The sequence below is a fragment of the Halomonas sp. genome (assembly GCF_034520545.1).
Classification (GTDB): domain Bacteria; phylum Pseudomonadota; class Gammaproteobacteria; order Pseudomonadales; family Halomonadaceae; genus Halomonas.
Map to the genome: position 1 here is coordinate 1 of NZ_JAXHNN010000004.1, position 13,016 is coordinate 13,016.

At 65.3% G+C, this 13,016-nt stretch carries 14 protein-coding genes; 9 read left to right on the plus strand and 5 right to left on the minus strand.

What is annotated here, in order from left to right; all coding sequences use genetic code 11:
• Nucleotides 1-165 precede the first annotated feature (165 nt).
• Nucleotides 166-1,365 carry a tyrosine--tRNA ligase gene (tyrS, locus tag U5L98_RS04020; RefSeq protein ID WP_322557068.1) on the minus strand — a complete coding sequence of 400 codons (1,200 nt, stop codon included), beginning with the start codon at nucleotides 1,363-1,365 and terminating at the stop codon, nucleotides 166-168.
• Between the two features lie 113 nt (nucleotides 1,366-1,478).
• Between tyrS and U5L98_RS04025 the strand changes: the two genes are divergently transcribed.
• Nucleotides 1,479-2,609 (plus strand): anhydro-N-acetylmuramic acid kinase, encoded by a 1,131-nt coding sequence (locus U5L98_RS04025; RefSeq protein WP_322557069.1) that lies wholly within the window; start codon nucleotides 1,479-1,481, stop codon nucleotides 2,607-2,609.
• A 13-nt stretch (nucleotides 2,610-2,622) separates the two neighbouring features.
• Here U5L98_RS04025 and U5L98_RS04030 read toward each other — a convergent pair whose 3' ends face one another.
• Nucleotides 2,623-3,765, minus strand: coding sequence for a PilT/PilU family type 4a pilus ATPase (locus U5L98_RS04030; RefSeq protein ID WP_322557070.1), 1,143 nt, complete (start codon nucleotides 3,763-3,765; stop codon nucleotides 2,623-2,625).
• 32 nt (nucleotides 3,766-3,797) lie between these two features.
• Nucleotides 3,798-4,832 (minus strand): type IV pilus twitching motility protein PilT, encoded by a 1,035-nt coding sequence (locus U5L98_RS04035; protein WP_322557071.1) that lies wholly within the window; start codon nucleotides 4,830-4,832, stop codon nucleotides 3,798-3,800.
• Between the two features lie 54 nt (nucleotides 4,833-4,886).
• Between U5L98_RS04035 and U5L98_RS04040 the strand changes: the two genes are divergently transcribed.
• The 6 genes from U5L98_RS04040 to U5L98_RS04065 all read left to right on the plus strand — a co-directional run bounded on the left by U5L98_RS04040 (nucleotide 4,887) and on the right by U5L98_RS04065 (nucleotide 9,440).
• Nucleotides 4,887-5,594, plus strand: a complete 708-nt coding sequence (locus U5L98_RS04040; RefSeq protein WP_322557072.1) for a YggS family pyridoxal phosphate-dependent enzyme — start codon at nucleotides 4,887-4,889, stop codon at nucleotides 5,592-5,594.
• 62 nt (nucleotides 5,595-5,656) lie between these two features.
• Complete coding sequence (proC, locus tag U5L98_RS04045) at nucleotides 5,657-6,481, plus strand: pyrroline-5-carboxylate reductase (RefSeq protein WP_322557073.1); 825 nt, start codon at nucleotides 5,657-5,659, stop codon at nucleotides 6,479-6,481.
• Between the two features lie 71 nt (nucleotides 6,482-6,552).
• Complete coding sequence (locus U5L98_RS04050) at nucleotides 6,553-7,146, plus strand: YggT family protein (RefSeq protein WP_322557074.1); 594 nt, start codon at nucleotides 6,553-6,555, stop codon at nucleotides 7,144-7,146.
• Between the two features lie 37 nt (nucleotides 7,147-7,183).
• Complete coding sequence (metX, locus tag U5L98_RS04055) at nucleotides 7,184-8,341, plus strand: homoserine O-succinyltransferase MetX (RefSeq protein WP_322557075.1); 1,158 nt, start codon at nucleotides 7,184-7,186, stop codon at nucleotides 8,339-8,341.
• Nucleotides 8,341-8,940 carry a methionine biosynthesis protein MetW gene (gene metW / locus U5L98_RS04060; RefSeq protein WP_322557117.1) on the plus strand — a complete coding sequence of 200 codons (600 nt, stop codon included), beginning with the start codon at nucleotides 8,341-8,343 and terminating at the stop codon, nucleotides 8,938-8,940. Before metX ends, metW begins: the two co-directional genes overlap by 1 nt.
• Nucleotides 8,941-8,987: 47 nt before the next feature.
• Complete coding sequence (locus tag U5L98_RS04065) at nucleotides 8,988-9,440, plus strand: DUF4426 domain-containing protein (protein WP_322557076.1); 453 nt, start codon at nucleotides 8,988-8,990, stop codon at nucleotides 9,438-9,440.
• An 18-nt stretch (nucleotides 9,441-9,458) separates the two neighbouring features.
• Here U5L98_RS04065 and sfsA read toward each other — a convergent pair whose 3' ends face one another.
• Entirely contained in the window at nucleotides 9,459-10,217 is a 759-nt protein-coding gene (gene sfsA / locus U5L98_RS04070) for a DNA/RNA nuclease SfsA (protein WP_322557077.1), read from the minus strand.
• Nucleotides 10,217-11,377, minus strand: coding sequence for an aminotransferase class I/II-fold pyridoxal phosphate-dependent enzyme (locus tag U5L98_RS04075; RefSeq protein WP_322557078.1), 1,161 nt, complete (start codon nucleotides 11,375-11,377; stop codon nucleotides 10,217-10,219). The genes sfsA and U5L98_RS04075 overlap by 1 nt, the downstream gene beginning before the upstream one ends.
• A gap of 217 nt (nucleotides 11,378-11,594) precedes the next feature.
• On the opposite strand from U5L98_RS04075, the gene dksA reads away from it, so the two are divergent.
• Together dksA and gluQRS are read left to right on the plus strand one after the other, a co-directional pair.
• Nucleotides 11,595-12,032, plus strand: a complete 438-nt coding sequence (dksA, locus tag U5L98_RS04080) for an RNA polymerase-binding protein DksA (RefSeq protein ID WP_151442237.1) — start codon at nucleotides 11,595-11,597, stop codon at nucleotides 12,030-12,032.
• A gap of 90 nt (nucleotides 12,033-12,122) precedes the next feature.
• Nucleotides 12,123-13,016, plus strand: coding sequence for a tRNA glutamyl-Q(34) synthetase GluQRS (gene gluQRS, locus U5L98_RS04085; RefSeq protein WP_322557079.1), 894 nt, complete (start codon nucleotides 12,123-12,125; stop codon nucleotides 13,014-13,016).

The following is a 13,016-nucleotide window of genomic DNA, read 5'->3' on the forward strand; positions in this document are numbered from 1 at the left end:
AACCGCCTGCAACGTTGCACGTCGCTGGCAGCGGATGCGTACTCTACGGATTCCTCCGGGAGCACGCAAGGGCTTCAGGAAAGAAAAGTTGTGGATGAACTGCCTGAAGTGCAGAGACGACGACGCTCGCTCAGGGCGGGCGTCGTAGCGAAACTTGTGATGGGGTCAGGCGAGGTTCACCCGGGCATAGCGCTTCTTGCCCGCCTGAATGACATAGCTCCGCCCAGTGTCCAGCATATGATCGCGCTGGACCACGTCGCCATCCACCTTGACCCGGCCATTACCCAGCATGTCCTTGGCCTGGGCGCTGTTGTTGGCCAATCCCGAGCGATTCAGCACCGCCGCGATAGGCGCCTGGGCGCTACCCTCGAAGTCGACCTCTATCTCGGGCAGATCCTCGGGTAACTCACCCTCTGCCAGTTGGTTGCCGGCAGAGCGATGGGCGTTAGCCGCCGCATCCTCACCGTGATAGCGACCAATCAGCTCGCGGGCCAAGGTCATCTTGATGTCACGGGGATTAGCGCCGGCCTCGACATCGCGCTTGAGCGCCTCGAGCTCCTCGTTGGGCTTGAGCGAGAGCAGCTCGAAATACCGCCACATCAGGCTATCGGGCATGGAAACCAGCTTGTTGAACATCGCCCCCGGCGCCTCATCGACCCCGACATAGTTGCCCAGGGACTTGGACATCTTCTGTACGCCGTCCAACCCTTCTAGCAGCGGCATGGTGATCACGACTTGGGGCGACTGGCCGAAGTGTTTCTGGATCTCGCGACCCATCAACAGGTTGAACTTCTGATCGGTACCGCCGAGCTCAACGTCGGCCTCCAGCGCCACGGAGTCGTAGCCCTGCACCAACGGATAGAGGAACTCGTGGATGGAAATGGGCTGAGCCGCGCTGTAGCGCTTGTCGAAATCATCCCGCTCGAGCATGCGCGCCACGGTGCTCTGGCCGGCCAGCTCGATCATGTCGGCTGCGCTCATCGCGGAGAACCATTCGGCATTGAAGCGCACTTCGGTCTTCTCGGGGTCGAGGATCTTGAACACCTGCTCCTTGTAGGTCTGGGCGTTGGCCTTGACCTCTTCCTCGGTGAGCGGCTTGCGCGTTACGTTCTTGCCTGTGGGGTCACCGATGCGACCGGTAAAGTCGCCGATCAGGAAGATGACCTCGTGGCCCAGGTCCTGAAACTGACGCATCTTGGTCAGCAAGACACTGTGTCCCAAGTGCAGGTCCGGCGCGGTGGGGTCAAAGCCTGCCTTGATGCGCAACCTGCGCCCGGACTCCAGCTTCTTGACCAGCTCCTCCTCGAGGAGAATCTCATGGGTGCCACGTTTCAGCAGCGCCAGGGCGCCAGCAACATCGGTCATTGTCTCCTCTCCACTCAGCAGGCGGCCCGCAACCCCGCGGGCACGCGGTAGTCGAATGGTCGAGGATGTTACCATGTCCGGCCATCCACGGTTGAGCCCGTCAGGGAGTCCCCATGAGCCTCTTCATCGGCCTGATGTCAGGCACCAGCCTCGACGGCATCGACGCCGCCCTCGTCGAGATCCACGAGGAGGGCACACCACGCCTGGTTGCCACCCACCACACGCCGATGCCCGAGACGCTACGCGACCTGCTATGGCGGCTCTGTCATGCCGACCAGGCGGCCTTCAGCGAACTGGCGACCGCAGAGGACGCCTTCTGCCGTCTGCAGACCACCGCCGTCGAAGCCGTAATGGCAGCAGGTAACGTGGAAAAGGCGGCGATTTCCGCAATCGGTAGCCATGGCCAGACCATTGAGCACGCCCCACTGGGCCATGGCGGTGGCCCGAGCTATACACTACAGCTCGACAATCCGAGCTTGCTGGCCGAGCTCACCAACTGCCAGGTGGTGGCCGACTTCCGCCGTCGCGATCTAGCCGCCGGCGGCCAGGCCGCACCCTTGGCTCCAGCCTTCCATGAGGCATTGTTCCGGACATGCCGCGAATGGCGCCTGGTGCTCAACCTGGGCGGCTTCGCCAACCTTACCCTTCTGCCGCCCGCCGAGGACGAACGCCTGCCGCTGGGCTTCGATACCGGCCCCGCCAATGCTCTGCTGGACGCCTGGCATGCCCGCCATCGTGGGGGACGCTTCGATGCCGGTGGGGCCTGGGCAGCTTCGGGAAAAGTCGACGAGGCGCTGCTGAAGCGCCTCCTGGCGGAGCCCTACTTCCACCTGCCTCCGCCCCGCAGCACCGGCCGCGAGCTCTTCCACCTGCACTGGCTGCAAGGACACCTGCGGGGCGGAGAGGCGCCACGGGACGTCCAGGCTACATTGGCCGAGCTGACCGCCGCTAGCATAGCCCTCGGCGTGGACATGGCCAGGGAGCGCCTCGATGCCCCGCCAGCCGCGCTGCTGGTGCCCTGCGGCGGCGGCGCCCACAATCCGGACCTTCTGTCCCGTCTGGCCCGTCGGCTGCCCGAGACGCCGCTGCTTCCAGGAGATGACTGGGGCTGGCCCGCTGATTGGCTGGAAGCCGGCGCCTTCGCCTGGTTGGCGTGGCGGCGCCTGGCCGGGTTGCCCGGCAACCTGCCCTCGGTCACGGGCGCCGCCGGCCCCCGGCTGCTGGGCGGGATCTACGCCTCCTGAGCCGCCGGGCGCCCTAGAAGTCGTCCTCCCCGCGCAGTGACAGATGACTGGCCGCTTCCCTGGCCCCGGCCACCCCTTCGCTGTCCTTGTCGCCGTACTTGATCATCATGCGCAGGTCGTTGGCAGAATCGGCATGCACCAGCGCCACTTCCTCGGTGATCTTGCCGGCCTTGAAGAGATCGAAAAGCGCCTGGTCGAAGGTCTGCATGCCGAGATCCCGCGAGCGTGTCATGATGTTCTTGATCTCGGAGACCTCCCCCTTGCGCACCAGGTCACCGATCAACGGCGACTTGAGCATGATCTCGATGGCCGGACAGCGTCCGCCATCCACGGTGGGGAGCAGTTGCTGGGCAACGATGGCCCGCAGGTTGAGCGAGAGGTCGAGCCAAACCTGGGCATGCCGCTCGATAGGAAAGAAGTTGATGATTCGATCCAGCGCCTGGTTGGCGTTGTTGGCGTGCAAGGTGGCCAGGCAGAGATGGCCGGTCTCGGCGAAGGTAAGGGCGTGCTCCATGGTCTCCCGGGTACGCACCTCGCCGATCAGGATCACGTCCGGTGCCTGGCGCAGGGTGTTCTTCAGCGCCACCTCGAAGGATTCGGTGTCGATGCCGACCTCGCGCTGATTGATGATCGCCTTGCGGTGTGGATGAACGTACTCGATGGGGTCCTCGACGCTGATGATGTGCCCACCCACGGTCTCGTTGCGCTGCTGGATCATAGACGCCAGGGTGGTCGACTTGCCGGTGCCTGTCCCCCCGACCACGAACACCAGGCCACGCTTATTGTTGACCAGATCGCCGAGGGTGGAAGGCAGCGACAGCTCCTCCATGTGGGGAATCTCGAAGCCAATGCGCCGGATCACCATGGCCATCTGGTTGCGCTGCTGGAAGGCACTGACGCGGAAGCGACCCTTGCCCTTGAGGCTCAGCGCGAAGTTGGCCTCGTGCTCGACCCGGAAGCGTTCCTGCAATATATCGGGAATCGACGCAGCAACCAGTTCGGTGACCTGCGCCACGCTGAGCCCCTGGTCGCCCAAGGGAGTGAGCTGGCCGGCCATCTTGAGGGTCGGCGGCGCATTCACCGAGATCAGCAGATCCGACGCCTCCTTCTGCACCATGATGTCCAGCAGTTGGTTGAGCCACTCTTGAGCCGTCATGTCGCTGCTCCTTGGTTGTCGTTGTCTCTTCCTCAGCTCGCCAGCACGCTCTTGGCCTTTGCCTGGGCCTCTTCGCGCGCCACCGTGTTGTCCGTCACCAGGCGCGCCAACGAGGAATCCAGGGTCTGCATACCCAGGTTGCCACCGGTCTGGATCGCCGAGTAGATCTGCGCCACCTTGTCCTCGCGGATCAGGTTGCGCACCGCCGCAGTAGCCACGAGGATCTCGTGGGCCGCCACGCGGCCGCCGCCCTGGCGCTTGAGCAGGGCCTGAGAGATTACCGCCTGCAATGACTCGGAGAGCATCGAGCGCACCATGGACTTTTCATCACCGGGAAACACATCGATGATCCGGTCGATGGTCTTGGCCGCTGAGGTGGTGTGCAAGGTGCCGAACACCAGGTGGCCGGTCTCGGCGGCGGTGAGGGCAAGTCTGATCGTCTCCAGGTCGCGTAGCTCGCCGACCAGGATGATGTCCGGGTCTTCGCGAAGGGCACTGCGCAACGCCGGAGCGAAGCCATGGGTATCGCGGTGCACCTCGCGCTGGTTGACCAAACAGCGCTTGCTGCGGTGGACGAATTCCACCGGGTCCTCGATGGTGAGGATGTGCTCGAAGCGGTTGTCGTTGATGTAGTCGATCATCGCCGCGAGCGTGGTGCTCTTACCCGAGCCGGTGGGGCCGGTGACCAGCACCAGGCCGCGAGGCAGCATGGAGAGCTGACGGAAGACCTGCCCCATTCCCAGGTTCTCCATGGTCAGGACCTCGGTAGGGATCGTCCGAAAGACGGCAGCCGCGCCGCGCCCCTGGTTGAAGACGTTGACACGAAAGCGCGAGACACCCGGCACCTCGAAGGAGAAATCGGTTTCGAAGAACTCCTCATAGTCGCGGCGCTGGCGGTCCGCCATGATGTCGTAGATCATTTTACGGACCTCGCGGTCATCCATGGCCGGCACGTTGAGCCGGCGGATGTCGCCATCGACACGGATCATCGGCGGCAGACCCGCCGAAAGGTGGAGGTCCGAGGCGTTCTGCTTTGCCGAGAAAGCCAACAGTTCGGTAATATCCATGCGTTTCCCCTGCTCCCGGGATAAGGTTTCCTTCAGTATGACAGACACTCAGACATGACGGAGCTGGTACTTTCCGAGTCATTGGCCGCTGCCCGCACCCGCCTCGTCGAGGCGCTGAGCGCCGCCGACCGGCCCGCCGATGCCGTCCGACTGCTGGCCGTCAGCAAGACCAAGCCCGCCGCCATGATCCGCGAGGCCTGGCACCTCGGCCAGCGCGAGTTCGGCGAGAACTATGTGCAAGAGGCCTTGGACAAACAGGCCGAGCTGACGGAACTGGATCCCATCGTCTGGCATTTCATCGGCCCCCTGCAATCCAACAAGACTCGCGAGGTGGCCGAGCACTTCACCTGGGTACATAGCGTAGACCGTGAGAAGATTGCCAGGCGCCTGAATGATCAACGCCCCGAGGCGCTTGGCCCATTGGACATCTGCCTGCAGGTCAACATCAGCGACGAGGCGAGCAAGTCCGGCGTCTCGCTGGAGGCACTACCGGCCCTCGCCGAGGCAATACAGGCGATGCCGGCCCTGCGCCTGCGCGGGCTGATGGCGATCCCCGCTCCGGCCGAAGAGTTGAATGCGCAGCGTGCGCCCTTTGCCCGGCTCCGCGAGGCTCTCGAGGGGCTCCGCGAGCGCTTCCCTGAGGCGCCACTCGACACCCTCTCGATGGGCATGTCCAGCGACCTGGAGGCTGCCGTGCTCGAGGGTGCCACCCTGATCCGCCTGGGTACCGCGATTTTCGGTGAGCGAACCGCACGAGAGTGATAACCACCAGACGCCGGCAGACAAAACCGGCCACATACGTCGACCGACACAGGACAGATCCCATGGCCAGCAAAGTCACCTTCATCGGCGCCGGCAACATGGCGGGCGCCATCATCGGCGGGATGATCGAGAGCGGCTTCTCACCCGACGACATCATGGCCACCTCACCAAGCGACGACATCCTCGCCCCACTACGCGAAAGGCTGGGCATCCGCACCGCGACCGACAATGCCGCGGCCGTCGCCGAGTCGGATGTGGTGGTGCTGGCAGTCAAACCGCAAATCATGCGCGAAGTCTGCGAGAAGATGCGCGATGCCGTCCAGGCGCGCCGGCCGCTGATCGTCTCGGTGGCGGCAGGCCTGCCCGCCGAGACCCTGGAACACTGGCTCGGCGGCGACCTTCCCTTGGTACGCTGCATGCCCAACACTCCCGCCCTCGTCGGCGCCGGGGCCGCCGGACTCTTCGCCAATGCCAACGTGGACGACACCCAGCGCCGGCTGGCCACCGAGCTTATGGAGGCCGTGGGCCTGGTGGAATGGGTCGACGACGAGGCCTTGCTCGATGCGGTCACCGCGGTCTCGGGCAGTGCCCCGGCCTACTTCTTCCTGATGTTCGAGGCCATGGAGGAGGCCGGCGCAAAGCTGGGCCTGCCCGCCGACACCGCACGGCGACTGGCCATGCAGACCGCCCTGGGCGCGGCAAAGATGGCGCTCTCGAGTGACAAGCCACCCGCCGAGCTCAAGCGCAACGTCATGTCACCAGGCGGCACCACCGAGCGAGCCATCGAGCACCTGGAAGATGCCGGCCTGCGCCGCATCATGGCCGAGGCGATGACCGCTTGTGCCAACCGTGCCGGCGAGATGGCCGACGAACTCGGCAAGCGCTGACCCGATAGTGATAGTGTCCGTCACTCAATAAGGCCGACACGACGACGATTCAACGACACGGAGGAGCCCCGATGGGCAGTCAACTGGGAAGCGCCGGCCTACTGCTGGTAAACACCCTGATCAACATCTACATATTTCTGCTGATGCTGCGCTTCCTGCTGCAGGCATCCCGGGCCGACTACTACAACCCCATCAGCCAATCGGTGGTGAAGATCACCCAGCCGGCGGTGCGTCCCTTCCAGAGTTTCCTGGGACCGGTAATGGGACGCTTCGACCTGGCCACCCTGGCCACGGCCTTCGTCATCAAGGCGATCAGCATCATCGTGATCCTCCAGATCGCCGGCTTCGGCATGGCACCCATCGCCGGCGTGGCGATCGGCTCAGTGGCTGCCATTGCCAACGCCATCCTCAAGATCTACTTCTTCGCCCTGATCGTGATGATCATCCTCAGTTGGGTGGCCCCCCAGGCCAGCCACCCGGGCGCCCTGCTGGTGATGCAGCTGGTGGAGCCGATCATGGCGCCGGTACGCAAGGTGATCCCGCCACTCGGCATGATCGACCTATCGCCCATCGTGGTGTTCATCGCCATCAGCCTGATCGATGGTATCGTGGTGGGCTCGCTGACCCGTGCCGCCGGCATCGCCGGTGCCCTGGTCGGCCTCTGAGGCCGGCCGACACCCACGACTGGACACGACACGACTGATGCCCGAGCTTCCCCCCGATTCGGTCGGCCTGGTGACGCCCGAGACGGCGCACTTCGACGACCCGCTGCCCCTGGCCTGCGGCAGGACGCTGCCGGCCTATGACCTGGTATACGAGACCTACGGTACCCTAAACCCCGAACGCTCCAATGCTATCCTGATCTGTCATGCCCTCTCCGGCCACCACCATGCGGCGGGCTATCACGCGATGGACGAGCGCAAGCCGGGCTGGTGGGACGCGCACATCGGCCCCGGCAAGTCGATCGACACGGAGCGCTTCTTCGTGGTTTCGCTGAACAACCTCGGCGGCTGCCATGGCAGCACCGGCCCCACCAGCGAGAACCCGGCGACAGGGCACCATTGGGGGCCCGACTTCCCGATCATGACCGTAGAAGACTGGGTCCACAGCCAGGCGCGGCTGGCCGATCGACTGGGCATCGAGCGCTTTGCCGCCGTGATCGGAGGCAGCCTGGGGGGCATGCAGGTCCTGCAGTGGACCCTCGACTATCCCGAGCGAATCGCCAATGCAGTGGTCATCGCGGCGACGCCAAAACTGTCGGCACAGAACATCGCCTTCAACGAAGTGGCGCGCCAGGCAATCCGCTCCGACCGTGACTTCCAGGATGGTTGGTACGCCAATCATGACACGGTGCCGCGTCGCGGCCTCAAGCTCGCCCGCATGGTGGGCCACATCACTTACCTCTCCGAAGATGCCATGGGCAGCAAGTTCGGCCGCGACTTGCGCAGCAACGACCTGAACTTCGGCTACGACGTGGAATTCCAGGTGGAATCCTATCTGCGCCACCAGGGCGACACCTTTTCCAATTCCTTCGATGCCAACACCTACCTGCTGATGACCAAGGCGCTGGACTACTTCGACCCGGCTGCGGCCCACGGCGGTGATCTGGCTCGAGCTCTGGCCTCTGCCGCCTGCCCTTTCCTGGTGGTCAGCTTCACCACCGACTGGCGCTTCCCACCGCCGCGCTCCAAGGAGCTGGTCAATGCCCTGATCCGCGCCGACAAGGCCGTCAGCTATGCCAATATCGACTCGCCCCATGGTCACGACGCTTTCCTGATGCCCGAGCCGCGTTATCAGGCGGTGTTCGCCGCCTTCATGAACCGTGTTGCCCGCGACCAGGGCCTGGAGGAACGCCGATGATGCGTGCCGACCTCAAGCTGATTCACGACTGGGTTCCACAAGGTGCGAGGGTACTCGACCTGGGCTGCGGCGAGGGCACGCTGCTGGCGGCGCTGGCCAGCGACAAGCAGGTCACGGGCTTCGGCCTGGAGATCGACCCGGACGGCATCACCGCCTGCCTGGCCAAGGGCGTCAACGTCATCGAGCAGAACCTCGACGAAGGGCTCGCAAATTTCGAGGATGATGCCTGCGACCTGGTGGTCATGACTCAGGCGCTTCAGGCCCTGCGCCGCCCCGACCTGATGCTCGACGAGATGCTGCGCGTTGCCGGAGAGTGCATCATCACCTTCCCCAACTTCGCCTACTGGCGTCACCGCGCCTACCTGGGCTTCAAGGGCTACATGCCGGTATCCCGGTCGCTGCCTCACGCCTGGTACGACACGCCGAACATCCACCTATCGACCTTCAACGACTTTGAACAACTCTGCCGCGACAAGGGTCTGAGCATTGTCGACCGGGCGGTGGGCATCGGCGACCACGAGGGGCACTGGACCTCGCGGTGGTGGCCCAACCTGTTCGGCGAGATCGCCATCTTCCGGGTCGCCCGCCGCGAGGCATGATGCCGGGGAGGCGCAGGCGAAAGAGACCGAATAAGGGAGAACCGACGATGATGCGACACAGCCTGATAGCCCTGGCAGCGAGCCTGGTGCTGCTGTTGACCCTACCGGCCCAGGCCCAGCAGTACGAACAGGTGGGGAACCACCAGATCCACTACAGCGCAGTGAACACCAGCTTCCTGCCTGAGGAAGTGGCCCGGGAGCATGGCATCCAGCGCAGCCGGGTCATGGCCCTGCTCAACGTCAGCGTGATCGAAGAGCTCGAGGATGGCTCGACCCGGCCGGTCTCGGCGCCGGTCGACGGTAGCATCGGCGGGCTCGACGGGGACGACGCCATGCCGCTGGCGTTCCGCAGCCTGCGCATCGGCGACACGCCGTCCCAGGTAGCCGTCTTCCGCATCCACGAGGATGAGCCGATGCGCTTCGACCTGCGCGTGCGCTACGACCGCAATGCCGAGCCCGCCGAGGTCAGCTTCATCCAGCGCTTCTATATCGACCGCTGAGCACGCGAGTCTTCCGGCTCAATCGACGACCACGGCGGGGCCCAGCTCGCGGATGAACGAGACCGGCAACCGGCGTCCCAGGCGGATCGCCACCGGCACGCCGGCCTCGCGGAGTACATCGCAGCGCCGCGCCAGCACTTCCACGCCACGGGTCGCCACTTCACGCAGGGTATCGGCATAGGCCGGATCCAGGTGGGCCGCCGGGGCCACATCCTCGATGCCCTCGTGGGCCACGCAGAAGAGCAGCACGGCACGGTGGCCCTGGGCCGCCAGCGCGGCCAGCGCTTCGAGGTGCCGGCGGCCCCGCGTGCTCACCGCATCCGGGAAGTAGCCGTGGCCATCGGCCTCCCTGAGGGTCACCTGCTTGACCTCGACGAAGGTGGTGCCGCGTTCAGGGTCGTCGAGGCGAAAGTCGAGTCTCGCCCCCTCTACCGCGGCTTCCCTCCGGATCGTCGCATGACCGGCCAGTTCCTTTACACACCCCGCGCGCAGCGCTTCCTCGACGATGCGGTTGGCTCGCCCGGTATGCACCGAGACCGCCGCCATGGTGCCATCGAGTTGCGGCAACTCGATCAGCTCCCAGGTCCAGGCCAGCTTGCGGGCCGGGTTGTCGCTGGACGATAGCCAGACCCGGCAACCCGGCACGTTCACCGCCCGCATCGAGCCGGTATTGGGACAGTGAGCCACCACCTCGCGGCCATCGTCGAGGCGCACGTCAGCCAGGAAGCGCTTGTAGCGACGCAGCAGGGTCCCGGGGGCCAGGGCCGGATACTCCATCAGCGACGCGCCAGGAAGCGCTCGAGGCGACACACGGCTTCTTCAAGTCGCGCCTCGCCGGTGGTGAAGGCGATACGCACATGGTGCTCGCCGCCGAGCAGGGCGAAATCGGTGCCCGGGGTGATGGCGACGTTCTCTTCCTCGAGCAGCGCCTGGCAGAAAGCCTCGCTGTCGTCGCTGTAGCGCGAGATATCCAGCCACAGGTAGAAGGCCCCCTGGGGCGGCAGCGAGGGCGCCAGCCCCAGGCGGGAAAGCCCCGCCAGCAGGGCATTGCGGCGGCGCCCGAGCTCGCTGCGCCGAGTCTCGAGGATGCCCCGGCATTCGGGCGAGAAGGCGGCGAGTGCCGCATGCTGGGCTGGCGTGGAAGCGGCCAGGAAGACGTTCTGGGCCAGCCGAGCAAGCGGCTCCACCGCCGCCTCGGGTGCCAGCAGCCAGCCGAGGCGCCAGCCGGTCATGCCGAAGTACTTGGAGAAACTGTTGACCACGAAGGCGTCCGCGGTGATCGAGGCCACCGAGAGCGGCTCGAGATCGTAGCAGAGCCCCTGGTAGATCTCGTCCACCAGCAAGTGGCCGCCACGCGTCGCCACCGTTTCGGCCACCGCCGAGAGCTGGCCGGCATCGAGCATATGGCCGGTGGGGTTCGAGGGCGTGGCGAGCATCGCCAGACGAGTCTCGTCGCGCCAGTGGCTGTCGACGAGCCCCGCATCCAGTTGCCAGCCGCTGGCAGGCCCCACCGGCACGGCGTCCACCTCGGCACCGGCCAGGGCCATGAAGTGGCGATTGCAGGGGTAATTGGGGTCGGCCATCAGCACCCGATCACCGGAGCCGGCCAGCAGCTGGCTGGCCAGCAGCAACGCCCCGGAGGCGCCAGGCGTGACCAGGATCCGCCTCGGGTCGACCGTAGTGCCGAAGTGCTCGGCATAGTGGCCGGCGATGGCTTCACGCAGTGCCGGCAGCCCCGCCGCCGGCGTGTAACGCGTATGACCGGCAGACAGTGCGGCATGGCCAGCCTCGATCACCGGCTCGGGGGTCGGGAAATCGGGCTCACCGACCTCCAGGTGGATAACATCGTGCCCAGCGGCTTCGCGGGCCTGGGCCGTCTCCAGCAGGCTCATCACGCGGAAGGGGGCGATGCGCTCGACGCGCGAATTCCAGGACATGCACGGCTCCTCTAGACACGTCGCGGCACAACGGGCATCTTCCCGAGGCCGAGAGTAAAACCGGCATGTTACGACTTTTGGCGTGCAAGCGCAGTCCTGGCGGTGGAAGAGGTTGCACGACCTTTGTTTTTACGCTAAACAAGCACCCCTTTGGCGTGAGATACCAGGCATCACGGCGGGTATTGATCAGTAGTCACTCAAGTAACGAGGCAATCCCATGCCAGTAGCTGAAAAGAAGATGGATGCTCCCAAGAAATTCACCCCGTACGAGCCGGCGCCGGGTGAAGAGTACATGAACGATAAGCAGCTGGAGCACTTCCGACAGATCCTGCTGGGCTGGAAACAGGAGCTCATGGAAGAAGTCGACCGTACCGTGCGCCACCTGCAGGAGGAGGCGAACAACTACGCCGACCCCGCCGATCGCGCCACCCAGGAAGAAGGCTTCAACCTGGAGCTGCGCACCCGCGATCGCGAGCGCAAGCTGCTCAAGAAGATCAACGAGACGCTCGAGAAGATCGACGAGGACGAATACGGCTTCTGCGAGGCATGTGGCGTCGAGATAGGTATTCGTCGGCTCGAGGCACGGCCCACCGCCACCCTGTGCGTAGACTGCAAGACCCTGGCCGAGCTCAAGGAAAAGCAGTTGGGCGGCTGAGTCAGCCATGCCGATCGCCACGATCTCACCCCGCGACGGGCACCCCAGGGTGCCCGTTTGCGTATTGCCCCTGCGCGACAGGGAGTGCCGATGAGCAACTACCGTGGACGCTTTGCGCCAACCCCCTCGGGGCCCCTGCACTTCGGCTCTCTGGTGGCGGCCCTGGCCAGTTTTCTGGATGCCCGCCGTGCGAAGGGCGAGTGGCGTCTGCGCATCGAGGACATTGACCCGCCGCGTTGCCCCGCCGGGGCCGCCGATACCATACTGCGCCAGCTCGAGGCCTTCGGCCTGCACTGGGACGGCCCGGCCACCTGGCAACATGACTGCAACGATGCCTATGCCGCCGCCCTGGAGCGCCTGAAGGCACAAGGGCTCGCCTATCCCTGCAGCTGCTCACGCAAGCAGTGGCGCAACTACTCGGTCTACCCCGGCTGGTGTCGGCACGGGGTGCAAGAACCCGACAAGCCGGTGGCCTGGCGACTGCGCAGCGATCTGGGCCTGCGTCCGGTGGTCTGGCAGGACCGCCTGTTCGGAGAGCAGCGCTTCGACCCCGCCGAGCTCGGAGACGTGGTGCTCCAGCGCAAGGATGGCCTCTGGGCCTACCAGCTCGCCGTGGTGGTCGACGACGCCGACCAGGGAATCAGCGACGTGGTGCGCGGCTTCGACCTGCTCGACAACACCCCTTGGCAGCGCCAGCTGCAGCATGCCATGAGCCTCCCCGTCCCCCGCTACCTGCATCTGCCATTGATCATCGGGGAAGACGGTCAGAAGCTCTCCAAGCAGAACCTGGCGCCGGCCCTGCCGGAGTACGACGATGCGGTGCGCCCGCTGCTGCATGCGGCACTGACGGCACTGGACCAGGCACCGCCCCGGGAGCTGACCACCGCGCCGGTGGAGGAGCAGCTGAGCTGGGCGACAGCCCACTGGAAGATCGCCCGGCTGCGCGCCGAGGCTTACCATCAGGCAGGCGTCGTTACACTTTGA